Annotated in this window: 16 protein-coding genes; 12 read left to right on the forward strand and 4 right to left on the reverse strand. The window is 68.6% G+C overall.

What is annotated here, in order from left to right:
• Positions 1 to 33: 33 nt before the first annotated feature.
• From ABT304_RS14280 to ABT304_RS14310, 7 genes are read left to right on the forward strand one after another with little or no spacing between them, the layout of a single operon-like run.
• Positions 34 to 1422 (forward strand): MlaD family protein, encoded by a 1389-nt coding sequence (locus ABT304_RS14280; protein WP_350716128.1) that lies wholly within the window; start codon positions 34 to 36, stop codon positions 1420 to 1422.
• Positions 1419 to 2672, forward strand: a complete 1254-nt coding sequence (locus tag ABT304_RS14285; RefSeq protein WP_179658609.1) for an MlaD family protein — start codon at positions 1419 to 1421, stop codon at positions 2670 to 2672. The genes ABT304_RS14280 and ABT304_RS14285 overlap by 4 nt, the downstream gene beginning before the upstream one ends.
• On the forward strand, positions 2672 to 3967 hold the full coding sequence (locus ABT304_RS14290; RefSeq protein ID WP_246321483.1) for an MlaD family protein: 1296 nt from the start codon (positions 2672 to 2674) through the stop codon (positions 3965 to 3967). Before ABT304_RS14285 ends, ABT304_RS14290 begins: the two co-directional genes overlap by 1 nt.
• 2 nt (positions 3968 to 3969) lie before the next feature.
• The gene (locus ABT304_RS14295; protein ID WP_179658607.1) at positions 3970 to 6258 is read left to right on the forward strand and encodes an MMPL family transporter; all 2289 of its coding nucleotides are present in this window, start codon (positions 3970 to 3972) and stop codon (positions 6256 to 6258) included.
• On the forward strand, positions 6255 to 7292 hold the full coding sequence (locus ABT304_RS14300) for a peptidylprolyl isomerase (RefSeq protein WP_179658606.1): 1038 nt from the start codon (positions 6255 to 6257) through the stop codon (positions 7290 to 7292). The genes ABT304_RS14295 and ABT304_RS14300 overlap by 4 nt, the downstream gene beginning before the upstream one ends.
• Positions 7289 to 7501: a hypothetical protein gene (locus ABT304_RS14305; RefSeq protein WP_008357891.1), complete on the forward strand. Its 213-nt coding sequence runs from the start codon at positions 7289 to 7291 to the stop codon at positions 7499 to 7501. The genes ABT304_RS14300 and ABT304_RS14305 overlap by 4 nt, the downstream gene beginning before the upstream one ends.
• Entirely contained in the window at positions 7501 to 8268 is a 768-nt protein-coding gene (locus ABT304_RS14310) for an enoyl-CoA hydratase/isomerase family protein (protein WP_179658605.1), read from the forward strand. The genes ABT304_RS14305 and ABT304_RS14310 overlap by 1 nt, the downstream gene beginning before the upstream one ends.
• Before the next feature lie 7 nt (positions 8269 to 8275).
• On the opposite strand, the gene ABT304_RS14315 is transcribed toward ABT304_RS14310, so the two are convergent.
• The 3 genes from ABT304_RS14315 to ABT304_RS14325 form a co-directional block, all read right to left on the reverse strand.
• Positions 8276 to 9472 carry a TetR/AcrR family transcriptional regulator gene (locus tag ABT304_RS14315; protein WP_350716041.1) on the reverse strand — a complete coding sequence of 399 codons (1197 nt, stop codon included), beginning with the start codon at positions 9470 to 9472 and terminating at the stop codon, positions 8276 to 8278.
• Positions 9473 to 9670: 198 nt separating this feature from the next.
• A complete protein-coding gene (locus ABT304_RS14320) occupies positions 9671 to 10186 on the reverse strand; it encodes a hypothetical protein (protein ID WP_179658603.1) in 516 nt (171 codons plus the stop codon).
• Positions 10183 to 10770 carry a hypothetical protein gene (locus tag ABT304_RS14325; RefSeq protein ID WP_179658602.1) on the reverse strand — a complete coding sequence of 196 codons (588 nt, stop codon included), beginning with the start codon at positions 10768 to 10770 and terminating at the stop codon, positions 10183 to 10185. The genes ABT304_RS14320 and ABT304_RS14325 overlap by 4 nt, the downstream gene beginning before the upstream one ends.
• Before the next feature lie 200 nt (positions 10771 to 10970).
• Here ABT304_RS14325 and ABT304_RS14330 point away from each other — a divergent pair, with 200 nt between their 5' ends.
• The 4 genes from ABT304_RS14330 (at position 10971) to ABT304_RS14345 (ending at position 15213) form a co-directional block, all read left to right on the forward strand.
• Positions 10971 to 12137 (forward strand): LuxR C-terminal-related transcriptional regulator, encoded by a 1167-nt coding sequence (locus tag ABT304_RS14330; RefSeq protein WP_350716043.1) that lies wholly within the window; start codon positions 10971 to 10973, stop codon positions 12135 to 12137.
• A gap of 76 nt (positions 12138 to 12213) precedes the next feature.
• On the forward strand, positions 12214 to 13362 hold the full coding sequence (locus tag ABT304_RS14335; RefSeq protein WP_350716044.1) for a helix-turn-helix transcriptional regulator: 1149 nt from the start codon (positions 12214 to 12216) through the stop codon (positions 13360 to 13362).
• Between the two features lie 109 nt (positions 13363 to 13471).
• Positions 13472 to 14704, forward strand: a complete 1233-nt coding sequence (locus ABT304_RS14340) for a lytic murein transglycosylase (protein ID WP_179658600.1) — start codon at positions 13472 to 13474, stop codon at positions 14702 to 14704.
• A complete protein-coding gene (locus ABT304_RS14345; RefSeq protein ID WP_350716046.1) occupies positions 14701 to 15213 on the forward strand; it encodes a PGPGW domain-containing protein in 513 nt (170 codons plus the stop codon). The genes ABT304_RS14340 and ABT304_RS14345 overlap by 4 nt, the downstream gene beginning before the upstream one ends.
• Positions 15214 to 15343: 130 nt before the next feature.
• Here ABT304_RS14345 and ABT304_RS14350 read toward each other — a convergent pair whose 3' ends face one another.
• Positions 15344 to 15661, reverse strand: coding sequence for a DMT family transporter (locus ABT304_RS14350; protein WP_179658598.1), 318 nt, complete (start codon positions 15659 to 15661; stop codon positions 15344 to 15346).
• A 286-nt stretch (positions 15662 to 15947) separates the two neighbouring features.
• On the opposite strand from ABT304_RS14350, the gene ABT304_RS14355 reads away from it, so the two are divergent.
• A complete protein-coding gene (locus ABT304_RS14355) occupies positions 15948 to 16436 on the forward strand; it encodes a MarR family winged helix-turn-helix transcriptional regulator (RefSeq protein ID WP_179658597.1) in 489 nt (162 codons plus the stop codon).
• Positions 16437 to 16445: the final 9 nt, after the last annotated feature.

The raw sequence follows: 16445 nt of genomic DNA on the forward strand, positions 1-16445 counted from the left end.
CTGTCATCGCCGAAGACTGTCGGCGTGATCGTCATGGCGGTGCTCCTGGCCTTCTCGCTGTTCGCCTTCAACCGGGCGAAGGTGCAGACGACGCTCGCCTCGGGGGAGCCGCTCAGCGCGGAGTTCCGGCAGGACTACAAGCTGGTTCCGCATGAGAGTGTGGTCAAGCTCGCCGGCGTCGAGGTCGGCAAGGTGACCGGCGTCGAGCAGGCCGACGGTAATGCCGCGAAGGTCGTCATGAAGCTCGACGACGGCACCCTCGACAAGCTGGGCACGCAGCCGAAGGCCAACATCCGGCCCACGCTGGTGCTCGGCGGCAAGTACTACGTCGAGCTGGTCCAGGGTGGCAAGGACGGAGCTGCCGCGGAAGGCGCCACCATCCCGGCGAAGCGGACCACCGTCCCCGTCGAGCTCGACAAGGTCCTCTCGGCCGTGACTCCGGAGGCCACTGAGTCGGTGCGAGGCACGGTCGGCAGCCTGGAGAAGACCCTCGACCGCGGCGGCCAACGCGAGGTCGGGGAGCTGCTCGACAGCGCTCCTGCCGCCTTGGAACCCACCTCCCAGGTTCTCGGAGCGCTGCGAGGCAACCAGCCCTCAACGGATCTGACGCGTCTGGTCACTGGGCTCAACGCCACCGCGACGGAGTTGACCCGCGAGCGAGGTCAGCTCGTCACGATCATCGACGACCTCTCGGTGACGACAACTGCGCTCGCAGACCACCGCAAGGCGATCTCCGGCACCCTGGACCAGGCGCCTGAGACGCTACGCGTGACCGAGACCGGCCTTGCCGATCTCGACGGGACGCTCGACCGGTTGCGGACCACGGCAGAGGACTTCAGGCCCGCCGCGCGCGAGCTCGAGCCGACCCTCCGCGAGCTGGACGGCGTGCTGGTCACGGCTCGGCCGGTGATCGCGGACGCGCGCGTCGTGGCCCACGACGCTCGCCCCCTCGTCGAGGACCTGCGGCCCGGAGTCAGTCGCGCCACCTCCGTCCTCGAAGACATCGAGGGACCGGTGGTCGAGCGTCTCGACGGGCCGCTGAAGAAGGCCGTCCTGTCTCCATGGCACGGGACCGGCGTCTACGAGGGGGGTGGCAACGACCACCCGCTCTACAAGGAGGTCGGCTACCTCCTCTCCGACACCGCCGACGTGTTCAAGTACCACGACAAGAACGGTGCTCACGGTCGCCTGATGGCCGGCGTCGGACTGAGCACTCCTGGCGGCATCATCGGCCACTCGATCGAGCAGTATCTCGAGCTGCTGGGGTACCAGCTCCCCGCCGGCCCGCAGGAGGGCGCCAACCAGGGAGAGCTGGCGCCTCCGCTCGGTTCCTCGCCGTCACACAGCGACGGTGCCTTGGGGTCAGCGCCCGAAGGCCCGTCCGAACTGACCCTTCCACTGGTTCCCAGGAGTGAGCGATGAACGAGCAAGGCAGGCTGGCCGCGTACTGGGAGCGGATCAAGACCGTTCCCGGCCTCGGCCGAGACGTGACGGCCCTGGCTGTCCTGATGGTGCTGGGCGTGGTGGCAGCCGCGATCATCAAGTCGTATCTGGGCGGCACCACGCCGTGGAGCGACAGCACGCTCGTCAAGGCCGAGTTCGCCGAGGTCCCTGGGCTGAACCCGAGCGCTCAGACCTCCGTCACCATGGCGGGCGTGCGGGTCGGCAAGGTGACCACAGCGAAGGCCAGCGACGACGGATCTGCCGTGGTCACGATGAAGCTGGAGGGCGAGTACGACGTCTACCGTGACGCCCGTGCTGTGCTGCGGCCCAACAACCCGCTCAACGAGATGCAGGTCGAGATCAACCCGGGTTCGCCCTCGGCCGGCAGGCTCCAGGACGGCGAGGCCATCCCGGTCAGCCAGACCGCGCGTCCGGTGCAGGCCGACGAGATCCTCGAGCACCTCGACGAGCGGTCACAGCTGGCGCTGACCGATCTGCTGGTGGAATCCGATGTGGCGCTGGCCCGGGCGCCCCAGAACCTGCCGCAGGGCCTCGGCGCCACCAACGACACCCTTCAGGCCGTGCAGCCGGTCGCCGAGGCGCTGCGGACCCGCCGCGAGAAGATCGCGGCGTTGGTCAGCGCGCTCTCGGACATCTCCGCGGCGGTCGGCCGCAACGATGAGCGGATCGGACGCCTCGCCGACGCGACGCAGGCGACGCTCGCGGTGCTCGCTGACAGCGATCAAGCCCTGCGGGCAAGCCTCAAGGAGTTGCCTGGCCTCACAGGCGACCTCCGCGCGGCGTTGAACAGCACCCAGGCTCTGACGGAGGAGCTCGACCCGACGCTCGACAACCTGCGCAGCGCTTCGGACACGCTTCCGGGCTCGCTGAAGCGCTTCCGATCGACGGTGGGGAACCTCGGCAAGACGCTCGACGCCGCCAAGCCGGTGCTCGAGAAGGCACGTCCGGTCGTGGCCGATCTTCGGCCGCTGGTGGCAGACGTGACCACGTCGCTGGACGACATCGAGAAGATCACCTCGCCGCTGCGTCACGACACCCGCACAGTGATGAGCTACCTGACCGCGCTGAAGGCATTCGTCTACAACACCTCCTCGGTCTTCGGCGCAGGCGATGCCAACGGCGGCCTCATCCGTGGCCACCTGATCGTGCCGCTGCCGGGTGCCGGCGTACTGCCCAATTCACCTGACCAGGGAAGAGGAGAAGGATGATGAAGACCCTCCTGCTTCAGCGCACGGGCCGCATGGTGACGCTCGCGGTGTTCTTCGGTGTCTGCGCGATCATCATGTTCATCCTGTACAGCGGTACGGGCGCCAAGCGACCGGTCATCGACAGTGAGGAGTACACCGCCACGGTCGTGATCCCCGACGTCGACAACCTCGTCCAGGCCTCACAGGTGCAGGTCGCCGGTGTGAAGGTCGGCCAGGTGCGTTCGGTGGAGGTGAGCGACAAGGGGGCCGAGGTCGTCTTCGCGCTCGACGACGAGTACGCCCCCTTGCACGAGGGAGCCGAGCTCCGGGTCGCCGAACGCTCGCTCGTGGGCGAGTCCTACCTCGCCCTGACCCCCGGCAAGGGCACCGAGATCCCGTCCGGCGCCGAGCTCCCCGCCGGCATGGTGAGGCCCAGCGTGCAGCTGCGTGACGTCCTCGCCAGCCTGGACGAGGAATCGCGCGGCGACATGAGGGAGCTGCTCCGCTCGCTGGGCGCTGGAACGTCCGGCGCGGAGGGTGACCTCGACACGCTGATGACCGGACTGGGCGATCTCGGCCGTGAGGGCCACACCGCTCTGGACGCGATCGCTGCCCAGTCCGAGGACCTCGACAAGCTCGCGCGGCAGACCTCGCAGGTGTTGCAGGCACTCGACACCGGCGAGGGCCAGATCGCCGACCTCGTCGACAACGCCAACCAGGTCACGGGTGCGACTGCGGGTCAGCGCGGGGCGATCGAGGCCACCCTCCGCGAGGCGCCGGAGACGCTGGCTGCCACGCAGACCGCGAGCGACTCGCTCGTGAGCCTGTCGGTCGCGCTCGGTCCGGTCGCGAAGGACCTGCGTGCCGCAGGACCAGGCCTCACCACAGCACTGGGCGAGCTCCCCGCCACCACCAAGGACCTGCGCGGGATGCTGGAACCCCTTTCGGGCGTCCTCGACCAGGCGCCCGCGACGCTCGACCGGGTGCCCACGTTCTCCAACGACGTCCGGGCGACCATCCCGACCGCACAGGCGACGCTGGCGGACGTCAACCCGATGCTCTCCTACATCAAGCCCTACGGACCGGAGTTGGCCGCGTACTTCGCCAACTTCAACGCGGTGCTCAACTATCGCGACGAGAACGGTTCCTACTACCTGCGGCTGACCCCGCTGGTGAACACCCACTCGCCGCAGCTGCCGCTCTCGACCAACAACCTGCTGGGCAACTACACCAACGCCTACCCGGCGCCGGGTTCCGGCGCGAGGCCCGGGCCCTTCAAGGGTGATTACCCGCGCGTCGAGAGGCAGGTTCGGTAACCATGGGGAAGGTGCGGCTCCTGGGTGGGGGCATCCTGATGGCCGTCGTGGTAGCGGTGGTGGTGGCGGGCCTCGCCCAGGTCCGCACCGACACGACCACGCAGTCGCTGCTGCCTGTGGAAGACCCGGGTCTGGAGGCTTCCCTGGAGGCTGCCCGCTCGTTCGGTGGCGACCCCGTCGTCATCCTGGCCGAGACCGACGAACCGCGGTCGTTGCTGCAGGGCGACCAGATCGAGCGCCTCGTCGGCCTCGAGGGCCGATTGGCGCAACTTCCCGACGTGGCCGTCGTCTACGGCCCCGGCACGGTGCTCAACCAGGTGGCGGGCCAAGCGCAGAACATGATGGCCGCGATCGCCGGCCGGCGGAACGCGCTGCGCGCGGGTGCCGAGCAGCGCGCCGAGAAGGCTGGGCTGTCGCCCGCGAAGGTCAAGCAGGCCGGGGAGCAGGCCATCAAGGCGTACGACGTTCGCTACGGCAGCCTTCTGGTCAAGGCCCTTCCGGCGGGGCTGCCGACCCTTCGCAACCCACGGTTCGTCCAGGCAGTCGTGTTCGACGAGGACGGTCGTTCACGGCAGCAGTGGCGGTTCGTCGTGCCCAGCGCGGACGCCGTCGCGATCATCGTCCGCCCCCGCGAAAGCCTGGACCAGGCCGCGACCGAGCGCCTCGTCGAAGAGGTCGAAGAGTCGGTCGACAAGGCCGGGCTCGAGACGAGTCGGGTGACCGTGACCGGCATGCCGGTTGTCGCGGCAGGACTCGGCGACGTGCTGACGCGGGAGATACCGCTGCTCGGAGGCATCGGCCTGGTCCTGATCCTCGCCTGCTACCTGCTCCTGCCGTGGCTGTCGCCTCGACGTGCGCGACTTCTGCCCCTGGTAGCTACCACAGTGGCGGTTGCCGGCGTCCTGGCTGCCTTCGGCTGGCTCGACCACCCACTGTCCCTCGGTGTCGTGGCGTTCCTGCCGATCGTGCTGGGCACAGGCAGCGACTTCCCCGCATACTTGGTCCGAGGGGCCAACCGCCGTCAGGTGGTGGTCACTGCTCTGGCGGCCGCCGCGGGGTTCGGCGCCCTGGCCGTCTCCTCTGTGCCCTTCGTACGCGACCTCGGCCTCGCGCTGGCCTCGGGGGTCGTGGCAGCCACAGGTGTCGGCCTGATCCTGGCCCGCAGGGCCAAACCTCTGTCTCCGGACGACGCCCCGTCGCCGGGGGGCGATGCTGGCGAACCCGTGAGGAAACCCTCCGGTCGCAACGGCTTTGCGACCAGGGTCGGGATCGTCGGTGCAGCCATCGCGTGTGCCCTCGGAGGCTGGATCGCGCTGCCCGGTCTCGACGTGGAGTCGCAGCCCGACCAGTTGGCTGCGGGCCTTCCCGCACTCGAGGACGTACGCCATGCCGAGGAGCTCGTGGGGTCGGCCGGCGAGGTGCAGGTGCTGGTCCGGGGCAGTGACGTGACGTCCCCGGAGTCGCTGGCATGGATGCGGGAGGTGCAGGAGGTGGTCGTACGCCGGTTCAGTGACAGGCTGCACCCGATCGTGAGCCTCCCGAGCCTGCTGAGCTTCCTGGGTGACGATCCGACCCCCGCGCAGATCCGGGCGGGGCTCGAGCAGCTGCCGCCGTACCTGCGTGGTTCGGTGATGCGCAGCGACGGCCGGCAGGCGGTGCTCAGCTTCGGGATCGAGCTGGAGGACGTCGAGGCCCAACGTACGCTGCTCGCCGACCTCCGCTCGGCCATCCCCGACCCTCCTTCGGGAGTCGAGGCAGACCTCGCGGGACTGCCCGTGGTGACGTCTCGCAGCTACGAGCTGGTGTCCGGGAACCGTTACCTCGACGCGCTGGCGGGGATCGCCGCCGCCGGGCTCGTCCTCCTGGTGGGGCTGCGGCGGCGTTCCGACGCTCTCCGCGCGGTCGTGGCCGCCGGTCTCGCCACGGGCTGGGGCTTTGCTGGTGCATGGCTGCTGGGCGTCCCACTGACTCCGCTCACCGTGGCGCTCGGGTCCTTGGCCACGGCCACGGCGTGCGAGTTTACCATTCTCCTCGGCGCCGCGAAGGCGTCGCGCACCGTCCTGCTCGGGCGGTCCGTCATGGTGGCAGCGGTCGCGGCCGCCTGCGGATACCTCGCGCTGGCGTTCTCGGGACTTGCGGTCATCCGTGACTTCGGTCTGTTCCTCGCAGCGACCGTTGCCCTGTCCTTCGTCGCGGCCCACGTCGTCCGAATGCTCCCCTCAGCCCCGGGGCCGGAACAGAGCCTGCCCGCCAACGAACCCACGAAATCCCCTGAAGAGGTGCTCGTATGAAACTGCCCGTATTCCTCACCCAGCGGCCACTCGGCACCAAGACCGTCGGAGTCGTACTCGTCCTGGCCGTGCTGGTCGCGGGAGCCGTTCTCGGCGTGCGCGAGCTCCGCGACCTCCCGGACGACGCGGCCTTCGAGTACGACGGCACCGTCGTCACCAAGGATGACCTCGATGAGCGTGTGGAGGTGCTCGGAGCGCTCTACGGCATCAAGGAACCCGGTAAGAAGGACGGCCGAGCTGCCTTCCGGCGCGACACCGCCAAGGCAGTCGCGGTCAGCATGGTGCTCGACGACGCGGCGCGTGACAAGGGCGTCGCGGTCTCTGACAAGCGTGCCCGCGACACCCTCGACCAGATGGTGGCGTCGCAACTGGGCGCGGATCCGCGTGAGGCGTTCACCGAGCTGCTCGCGGACTTCGGGGTGACCGAGGCGGCGGTGCTCGACGAGGTGAAGCGCCAGCAGGCCGTCGCGCTGCTGTTCGAGAAGATCACCAAGGATGCGGCCGCGGACGTGACGGCCGCCGACGCCCGCGACTACTACGAGGCACACCCGGACCGGTTCATGACCCCCGAAGGCAGGGAGTTGCGCAACATCGTGGTCCGGACCGACAAGGACGCGCAGGCGGTGGTGCAGCGGGCTCGGAAGGGCGAGGACTTCGCGGCCTTGGCCCGTGCCAACAGCCTGGACGACGCCACCAGGGACCAGGGTGGAGCACTGGGCGTGGTCCCCGCGAGGTCGCTGGCCGGAGACTACGCGAAGGCGGCCTTCGGAGCCCGGAGCGGAGCGGTCTTCGGTCCGGTACGTACGCAGTTCGGGTGGAATGTCGGCCAGGTCGTCCGCATCGTGCCCGGCAAGGAGCCGACGTTCGACCAGGTCGAGGACCAAGCCCTCGATGTCGTGCGGTCCGAGCGCGCCCTCGAGGCCTGGCGCGACTGGCTCGAGGGCCGCATCAAGAAAGCCGACGTCGAGTACGCCGACTCCTACCGCCCCGAGGACCCGAACGAGCCACCGGCAGTGGCCACGGAGCAGCCATGAGCACGACGCTCGTGAGTGGAGCCATCGCCCTGATCTCCCTCGCGCTCGGGCTGTGGGGATCCAACAACCCGGCCCGCCTGGTCCCCCCAGGACTCTCAGAGGAGCGCCGTGCGCGCGATGAGCGCCGGATCCGCCGGGGTGCGAGGTCGATGCTGGTGATGGCTGGGGTGTTCGCGGTCCTCGCGGTCGTCCCTCTGGCGGCACGCTGATGGCGACGACCGTCGACGTGGTGGACGACGGCTGCGTGCGGACCCTCGTGATGAACGGGCCGATGTCCCTCAACTCACTGGCAGAGTCGACGGCTAACGCACTGCACGACCAGATCCAGATGGCGGAGCGCGACGAGAACATCCATGCCATCGTCCTGACCGGGGCGGGGGAGCACTTCTCCGCGGGAGGCGACGCGGAAGGGGTGCTGAGCGCCCACGGGCCGTCGGACGACGACGCGATCCTGCGGTTCATGCGGGCGTACCAGCGCGCGGCCAGGGCCGTGTGGGAGAGCCCGCTGCCGATCATCGCTGCGGTGTCTGGAGTTGCCTACGGTGGTGCCTTCAACCTCGCTATCGCGTGTGACCTCGTCGTCTGTTCCAGGAGCGCCCGGTTCTGCCAGGTGTTCCTGCGGCGAGGGCTGGTGCCGGACTTCGGTGGGGCGTTCATACTTCCTCGCATCGTCGGGATGCAGCGCGCCAAGGAGCTGATACTGCTGGCGGACGAGATCGACGCGGTCGCGGCGTACGACCTGGGGTTCGTCAACGTCGTCGTCGACACACCCGACCAGGCGCGAAGTCACGCCCAAGGGCTGGCGCACCGGATCTCCGCCGAGTCGCGGTTGGCGGTTTCCCTGACGAAGAAGCTCCTTCACCAGAGCGCCAGCGGGTCGTTCCCGTCCGCGCTGGAGCTCGAGGCCTTGAGTCAGACGTTGGTGCTCGGCTCCGACAAGGCACGGTCGGCGTTCGAGGCCTTTCGGGAGCGCTGAGGGTGAGTCACAGCGTGACGTCGAGGATCCGCCGGCACATGATTTGCAGGTCCTGCTCGACCGAGCGGCGCCTGCGCAGGTGATCCGTACGAGTGACGTCGTTGACCACCGTGAGGACCGCGTGCACAAGGAAGCGGGCGCGTCGCTCCTCGATTTGGGGCCGGGTCTCGCGGACCAGTCGGATCCACTCCGCCACGTAGTCGTGCTGCGAGCGGCGCACCTGACGGCGGTGTTCCTCGGGCAGGTTGGTGACCTCTGCGACCAGGATGCCGACGAGGTCGTGGTGGACGAGAGCGAACTCGATGTAGGCGTCGAGCAGGTTCGTGACGCCCTCCGCGCTGTCGCGGGCCCGTCCGAGCGCCCGTGAAGCGCCGAGCTGGAGCGGTTCGGACGCACGTGCGATCACCGCGGAGAGCAGGTCTGACTTCTTGGCGAAGTACTTGTAGACCGCCGCACCGCTGATGCCCACGCTCTCTCCGACGTCCTCCATGGAGACGGCCTGGTAGCCGAACTGGTGGATGAGCGGGGTCGCCGCCGCCAGGATGGCCTCTCGCCGGCCATGCGGGCGCAGCCCGACGACTGTCGGGACGGGCTGCGGCTCCGCGCCATCGTCACTCCCGGTGAGGCTCGTGGTGCATACGGCGAGCGCCATGCGCTCGAGCATGTCGATGATGTCGTCCGGCTCCAGCTCCGTGCTGTGATAGGACGGACTGGTCAGCACGGCCAGGGCCGCCCAGGTGAGCAGGTCAGCCTGACCGGCGGACAGGTCGGGCCGGGCAGACCTGAGCTGTCGTGAGAACTCGTCGATGAAGGTGAAGAACCTGGCCCGCATGGCAGTACGGGCCTCGTCATCGAGGAAGCGCGCCTCGCGGTTCCACAGGACACCCATGTAGCGCCGCTCTCCAGCTGTGGTCGCAATGCCCGTGATGACCTCACCCAGGTCCTCGGGCGAGCCCTCGAGGACGAATCTCGTCGCCTGGTCGAACCCGTCGGTCAGCGCGTGGCTCAGCAGGTCCTGCTTGCCCTTGAAGTGTCGGTAGAGGGCACCTGCGGTGATGCCGACCTCCGCCGCGATCTGGCTGGTGCTCACATTGTGAAACCCATGTCGGTAGAAGAGATGGCCTGCCACCTCGACGATCCGTTGCTTGCGGTCCCGCGGCCGAGGGGTGCTCTTCAGTGGTGCACGTCGCAACTGCTCCGTCATCGCCCTCTCCCTGAGTGCTCCCGAGCCGCACTTTCCCACAGCATCAGGGTCGCTGACCTGATGGTTGCGCATGGTTTACTTATCCGCCAGTTTACGGCACATCCAAGGTGCTGAAGCCACCAGCCTAGACGATAGGCGTTTACTTGCTGTCGTCTTGGCGCCTGAGCGATGCAGTGTCTCGAGAGGTCGACGGGTGTCTCAGAGCAGACGGATCGAAGAGATCTTCCAGGTCCCGTCGGTGTTCCGCAGGTCAAGGGCGAACTGGGCCGGGCCGACGGCCGACTGGCCGGAGGGGGTTGAGGCTGCTTGGTCCGCGAAGACCAGGAGCTTGGCCCGTTCGTCTCTCAGCCACACGACTCCGACGTCGCGGACGGTGGTGGTGAGGGTGAGGCGCTGGGCCCCCGCGGCACGTAGATGTGATCCGTACAGCCGGTCGTACTGACCGACCGCGTCGCCCACGAGGGCCTCTTGTGCTCGTCGCCGGGTGGCGGCGACCTTTCCAGGTCGGATGGTGAAGACCTCGGCTGCCGTCGTTCTCCCGATCTCGAGGACCTCATCGGTGGCCGTACTGGAGACGAAGGCGACGTTGTGACCTGATGCCGGGGTGGAGCTGCCGGACTCGGTGGCCAAAGCGATGGCGACGCCGATGACGACGACCATCGTCAGCATCAGGACGGCGTGGGCGCGTCGTGGCCGAGGGACGGTGATCCTCATGTGCTGCTCACTGTCTCGAGATAGGTGATACGCCACGCCGAGTCGATGTGCTGCATCAGCATGCGGAGGCGTCGGACGGCGACGGTGGGCTTTCCATGGCGCGGCGTGGTGCGGACCTCGATGACGCTCAACACGGTCGCCCGGCCTGCGCTCGGGTCGAGAGCCGAGACGGCTGTCTCGAGGACCTTCGTGGCCGTCGCTGTGCCCTTGCGACGAATGTCTGCCGCGATCTGCGCGGGATGCCGCGCCAAGTCACGATGAAGCGCACCGCTCGACACCTCGAGCCAGTCGCCTACGGTCTGCTTGCTCTTCTGGGGATCAACCGTGTTGAGGGCGATGGCTGCCTCGGCGGCAGCCTCGATCGCGAGATCGCGGGCGCGAACGGCGTCGCTGTCGGCCTCGGTCATGCCGCTGCTGCTCCATGGGGACCATGCGAGCAGCCCGAGCACGACTGCGGTCGCGACGACCGCTGCCGTGACGGTCCTTCGGGCGAGGCCGAGCGTGTGCGGGTCGAAGTCGAGCCGCGGCGGATCCTCGGCCGGGTCGACCTGCTCCGCTGGCGGTGTCTCTCTCGTGCCCGTCACCAGTCCTCCTCGAGCCGTCCGCGTGCGTGTGTCCGGCGTGTCAATCCACTAAGTAAACCACGCATCACGTTCCGTAACCACGGCGTGATCCTTGCGGGGCGCCGAATACGTGGCTGGAATCGAGAGTTTCCCCCAGTTCAAGCATTCGAGGGCTTGACGAAACAATGTGGCGGACATCACTATGGGCTGCGAAGTAAATAGTGCGCAAGTTCCATCGACGTTGGGATGGAGATTCAAAGATGACTTCTGTGCGCTGCCCTGGCGCGAGTTCCGACCATTTGGGGGACGAGCTGGAAGAGCAACGGCGCGAGATCGCCGAGCGGCTCAGATCGCTGACCGCTGCTGCCGCGCTTTCTGCCTCGACTCCGGGCTTGGAGGCGCTGTCGGGCCCTGGCCTGCTGGGGCTGGACGGTTCTGTGCTCCAGCGACAGTCCAGTCTCTTCGCGGCCACCGAGGCCGCGTCTGCCGTCGTCGGTGAGCGCATTCGGCCGGCGCCGCTCTTGGCCGCCAGGCGGGTGAGCCTTGCTCTGGAACGCCTACAGGCGGGGACCGAGCTGGACGACGTCCTGCGCGCCGTCCCCTCCGAGCTCTGCTGGGCCGGTGACTTCGACCGCGTGCTCTTCTCGCGTGTGGAGAGTTCCTCGTGGTCGCCCCAGGCGTGGTTCACGGCCCATCCCGAGTCTGCCGTGGACGTGGCGTTCGGCAAGCTGGTCCGTGGTGCGACCTTCCCACTTGCCAGCGGGTCGATCGAGGCTGAGATCGTTCGCCGCCGTGTCACGGCCCTCGTGACGGATGCCGCCAGCGAGACGAGGACGTTCCCGCCACTCATCACGGTCGCCCACTGTGACTCATACGTGATCGCGCCGGTCGTCTCTGGGGGAGCGGTGGTCGGCTTGCTTCACGCGGATACCGGGGCCACCGGCACCCCCCTTGTGGAGGCGGACCGGGTGACCATGCGTGCGTTCGGTGACGGTTTCGGGTTGATCCTGGACTGTCTTGCGCTGCTCGGGGCGCTCGACGAGCAGCGCCGGCAGATCTCGGCCGCACTTGCCCGGGCCGGCCAGGCGGTGGGAGATCTGTGCGACGCTCCGCTCATCCTTGCGAGTGAGGCGACCGCGACCTTGCCGCCACCGCGCCAGCCGGCTGCCCGCGGGGCGATGAGCGGGCTCACCGCTCGCGAGCAGGACGTGTTCGCGTTGCTGGTCTCCGGAGCAACGAACCCTGAGATCGCCGATCGGCTGACGGTGTCGGAGACGACCGTGAAGTCGCACGTCAAACACATTCTGCGCAAGCTGCGGGTCAGCAACCGCGCGGAGGCGATCGCGAAGTATGTCCGCGGTGGCGGCCTCAACGGAGTTGCGTCATGAGCGAGCGCAAGCGAGCGACCGCGGGCCTCAGGCCGCCGGGTCCGTATTCTTCGCCCTTTCGTACGGAGGCGGTGGCATGAGTGTCGTCGCCCCCGCGAAGAGCGCCGTCTTCGCCTCCAGCGGACGGAGCGGGCGCCCACGGCTGAGCGGCTATCACCGAGCTCGTGCCAACGATCTGCGGAAGCTGGTGGCGGAGGCCCTCCGAGTCGAGCCCGACGTCCTCGTGGTCGGTGATCCTGGTGTCGACTACTCACCGGACCGGCTCACTGTGCTCGCACGGCTGTGCGTGGAGGAGGCCCAGGTCGAGGAGTCGGGGGACGAGAACCGAGCCCGCGATCTGTTCGGGCTCGCCCTGGAGCTGCAGGTCCTGGCACTTGATCTGCACGAGGAGAACCTGGTCCAGTGCAACCGGCGCCTGGCGGACTGTGCCGAGGGCCTTGCCCGGCTGAGGGGCCTTCCCACAGCACAAGACCTCGTGGCCGTGGTGTGCGAGGAGCTGGCTACGCGCTGCGGGTTCGGTCGGGCCACCATCTCCAGCGTGGAGAACAACGCGTGGAAGCCGCGCAAGGCGTTCTTCGCCGAGGCCGACGCGGCGTGGTTCGACGAGTGGGTGGGCCAAACGATCCCGCTTCACGGTCACACCCCTGAGGCCCGGCTGCTCACCGAACGGCGACCAGCCCTCGTCGTGGATACGGCCAGCACCCAGGTCCACGAGGACATCATCGTGGAGGCGGGCCAGTCCCGGTCCTACGTCGTGGCTCCCGTCTGCTCGCGCGGAACCGTCGTGGCCTTCATCCACTGCGACCACTTCCCGACCGCGCGGGCGTCGGACGAGGTGGACCGCGACCTCGTCTGGGCGTTCGCCGACGGCTTCGGCCGCCTCCATGAGCGGCTCGTACTCATGGAGCGGTTCCATGCGCAGCGCGCACAGGTCGGCACGATCCTGGATGCCGCGCTGCGCACCCTGCCGGAGTCCTTGGGTGTCGTCCCGCGCACCGGCTCGCTCGGCGCGGGCAACCACTTGGAGCTCCTGTCGGAGCTGACTGCTCGTGAGTCCGAAGTCCTGCAGCTCATGGTCGCGGGAGCGCCCAACCGAGTGATCGCCGAGCGCCTGGTCATTGCGGAGGACACCGTCAAGTCGCACGTCAAACAGATCCTCCGCAAGCTCGGCGTAGCCAACCGGGCACAGGCGATCGCCCGCGCTGCGGGCACCGCTCCCGCCTGAGGTGGATTGCCCCTGCGGGGGGTGGAGTAACCCCCCGCAGAGTGATGTGACGGATGCCACATCCTTCGTACGGTCGGAACCTGACTGCAGATTCCCCTACGGAGGCGCCATGTCCACCACAGATCGCCGTTCCAGCCACGCGTCGACCACGAAGGTGCCGAGGCATGTGGCCGCGCTGGTCCCACTGGTCGTCCTGTCGGTCGCATGGACCGCCCATGTGGCCAACCCGTACGCGTTCGTCAGCGGGAACGAGCCGCGGACCGCGCATCCCGAGGATGTCTCGGTGCCGACAGCGGCGCTCGAGGACCCGGCGAGCTACTCGCGACCCGCTGTCGTCGGGGTCGGTGTCCCGCAGAGGCGTGCTGCGCAGGTCGTGGCGGCTTCTTCGGCCAAGGGCATCCCGAGCGCCGCGCTCGCTGCCTATCAGCGCGCCGAGACGGTCATCAATGCCGCCGACGCGACGTGCAACCTCGACTGGCAGCTGCTCGCGGCGGTGGGCCACGTGGAGTCGGACCACGGCCGCTACAACGGCAACACGCTGGGCACCGACGGTGTCTCGCGTCCGGGCATCTACGGCATCCCTTTGGACGGGACGAACAAGACCCGGGCGATCGGGGACACCGATGCCGGGCAGTACGACCGTGACGAGGTCTGGGATCGTGCTGTCGGCCCGATGCAGTTCATCCCCACCACGTGGTCGTCCGTCGGCGTGGATGCCGACGGGGACGGGCGGCGGGACCCCCAGGACATCGATGACGCTGCGTTGGCGGCAGCGGTGTACCTGTGCTCGGGCCCCCGTGACCTTGGCGACGAGGCCGGTCGTCGTGCAGCGGTTCTTCGCTACAACCACTCGCAGTCCTACGCCGACATGGTGCTGCGCACTCGGGGGGCGTACGTCAAGGGCGGCTACACCGCTGTTCCCACCGACATCGCGCCTGCTGTGGCCGCCATGGACGGCTCGTACCAGTCGGGTCGCGGTGGGTCTGTTGATGGGCAGAAGGTGCCGAGCCCAAGGCGGCCGGCCCGCCACGGCGCCGGTTCCACCGATCACCCGAGCTCTGCTCCGGCGGATGCTGGTGACCAGACGGGCACGGAAGGCCAGCCTGAGGCCAAGCCGGAGCCGTCGGCTCCGCAGGAGGCTCCGGAATCGCCGCCCGAGCAGGTGCAGGAAGAGGTCGAGGGGACTCTCGAGAAGGTCGCCGAGCCGCTCCCGAGCCCTGTCGACGAACCGGTCGATCAGGTCTTGACCCTCACCCAGGCCATCACCCGGTGCACGGCGGAGGGTGTGAGCCGGCTCGACCTGCTGGCCTGGAACCAGTGCATCGACGACCTGGTGCAGTGAGGCGGCCACGCGGCGACCTGGGACCGGCCATGGGCTCCGGCACCGGCCGGGTGCTGCGCGAGACGGTGGCATGGCTGCTCGTCGCAGCCGGCGTCGCGGCCCTTGTCCTCCCAGGTCCCGGGCTGCTGATGACGTGCGCCGGCCTGACGCTGCTGGCTCGAGACCACGCCTGGGCCGAGCGCTGGCTCGCCCCGGTGCGACGACGCGCTCTCCAGGGTGCCGCCCACAGCGTCGCGACGTGGCCGCGCATCGTCCTCGCGGCGACCCTGGCCCTCGGCATCATCGGATGTGGGTTTCTCTGGGCCTGGAGTCCACCGGCGCCGTCCTGGTGGCCGGTCCCCGGGATCTGGTGGCTGCCCGGCGGCGTTGCTGTGGCCGTCACGCAGATCGTCGCGGGCATGATCGGACTGGGCACGATCGCATACTCCTGCTGCCGCTTCCGTGGTCAGCTGGACGCGCCCAGGCTCCCTACGCGGCAAGAGACTGCTGTCGAGGAGGCGGCAGCCTAGACCTACTTCCCCGTGACGTTGTGAACGCGGGCAGCGCCTTGCGGACCTGGAGGCCGGCGGCTCGGTCGAGCGGGGTCAACAGCGGGTTGGTTTGAGAACTTGGACGCGCCGGTCGAGTCAGCTACGCGGCTCAGGCGGATCCGGCCTGAAGTGTGACCACGCCGATCGCGACCAGGATGATCCCCGCCAGTTGGACAGGGCTCGGCCGCTCGTCGAACAGGACTGCGCTCAGGAGAGTGATGAGGGAGATCCCGATGCCGCACCAGATCGTGTACGCCGTGGCGACAGGCATCCCTCTCACGAGCGCCTGAGAGAGTGCATAGAACGAAAAGCTGTAGCCGACGACGACGACAACCGACGGCACGAGATTGGTGAAGCCCTGGGAGCTCCGCAGGCTCATGGTCGCGGTGACCTCGCTGCCGATGGCCAGTGCCAGCCACCCCCACATCAGCGCAGTGCCTTGCGTCGCTCGTGCCCGCGCAGGCGCGCGTGCTTGGACGCGAGAGCCTCGCGTCGAGGTGCTGCTGTGCGCCGTGTCCGGCTCATCCGTTCACTCCATCTCGTGAGTCTGTCAATGGACGGTAGAACCGAAGTCGTCGGCCAGCGTCACCTCGCGGGGGTGAGGTCCTCCTCCCTCCGGGTAGGACCGTGCCTACGGGCAGATACGAGGACATCCAGGTAATTCGCGGGCGGGCTCTTTCGGGTTCGGCTTCACGTGCCGCTAGGTTGAGCAGATGGATCCGATCGAGGAAGCGCACCGTCAGTGGGTGGCGCACGGCTGGGCCGAGGCTGCGGACGGGATGGCGATGGTGACCTCTCTGGTGCGCGTTCACCAGCTGATGATCGAGCGCATCGACGCCGTGTTGAGGACGTACGACCTGACCTTCGCCCGCTACGAGATCCTCCGGGTTCTGGCATTCTCGCGCGCCGGGCGGATGCCGATGACCCGGTTGGGGTCGCTCCTCCAGGTGCATCCGACCAGCGTGACCAGCGCGGTGGCCCGGCTGGAGAGACAGGGGTACGTCGCCCGAGTCCGTAGTGCCGAGGACGGCCGAGTCGTACTGGCGACCCTCACCGCGGCTGCCGTGCGCGTGGTCGAGGACGCCACGGCCGAGCTGAACGCTGAGGTCTTCACGGCGCCCGGCCTCGACCCCGACGGCGTCGAGACGTTGACCCGGCAGCTGGCGTTGCTGCGCGCGGATGCCGGGGACCCGGTCCGCTGACCAACTGGT

Source organism: Nocardioides sp. NPDC000445 (assembly GCF_040300245.1).
GTDB lineage: Bacteria > Actinomycetota > Actinomycetes > Propionibacteriales > Nocardioidaceae > Nocardioides.

Coding starts and splice junctions, on each gene's coding strand:
- ABT304_RS14280 (WP_350716128.1), top strand. CDS start 34: ATGGCGGTGCTCCTGGCCTTCTCGCTGTTCGCCTTCAACCGGGCGAAG.
- ABT304_RS14285 (WP_179658609.1), top strand. CDS start 1,419: ATGAACGAGCAAGGCAGGCTGGCCGCGTACTGGGAGCGGATCAAGACC.
- ABT304_RS14290 (WP_246321483.1), top strand. CDS start 2,672: ATGAAGACCCTCCTGCTTCAGCGCACGGGCCGCATGGTGACGCTCGCG.
- ABT304_RS14295 (WP_179658607.1), top strand. CDS start 3,970: ATGGGGAAGGTGCGGCTCCTGGGTGGGGGCATCCTGATGGCCGTCGTG.
- ABT304_RS14300 (WP_179658606.1), top strand. CDS start 6,255: ATGAAACTGCCCGTATTCCTCACCCAGCGGCCACTCGGCACCAAGACC.
- ABT304_RS14305 (WP_008357891.1), top strand. CDS start 7,289: ATGAGCACGACGCTCGTGAGTGGAGCCATCGCCCTGATCTCCCTCGCG.
- ABT304_RS14310 (WP_179658605.1), top strand. CDS start 7,501: ATGGCGACGACCGTCGACGTGGTGGACGACGGCTGCGTGCGGACCCTC.
- ABT304_RS14315 (WP_350716041.1), bottom strand. CDS start 9,472: ATGACGGAGCAGTTGCGACGTGCACCACTGAAGAGCACCCCTCGGCCG.
- ABT304_RS14320 (WP_179658603.1), bottom strand. CDS start 10,186: ATGAGGATCACCGTCCCTCGGCCACGACGCGCCCACGCCGTCCTGATG.
- ABT304_RS14335 (WP_350716044.1), top strand. CDS start 12,214: ATGAGTGTCGTCGCCCCCGCGAAGAGCGCCGTCTTCGCCTCCAGCGGA.
- ABT304_RS14340 (WP_179658600.1), top strand. CDS start 13,472: ATGTCCACCACAGATCGCCGTTCCAGCCACGCGTCGACCACGAAGGTG.
- ABT304_RS14350 (WP_179658598.1), bottom strand. CDS start 15,661: ATGTGGGGGTGGCTGGCACTGGCCATCGGCAGCGAGGTCACCGCGACC.
- ABT304_RS14355 (WP_179658597.1), top strand. CDS start 15,948: ATGGATCCGATCGAGGAAGCGCACCGTCAGTGGGTGGCGCACGGCTGG.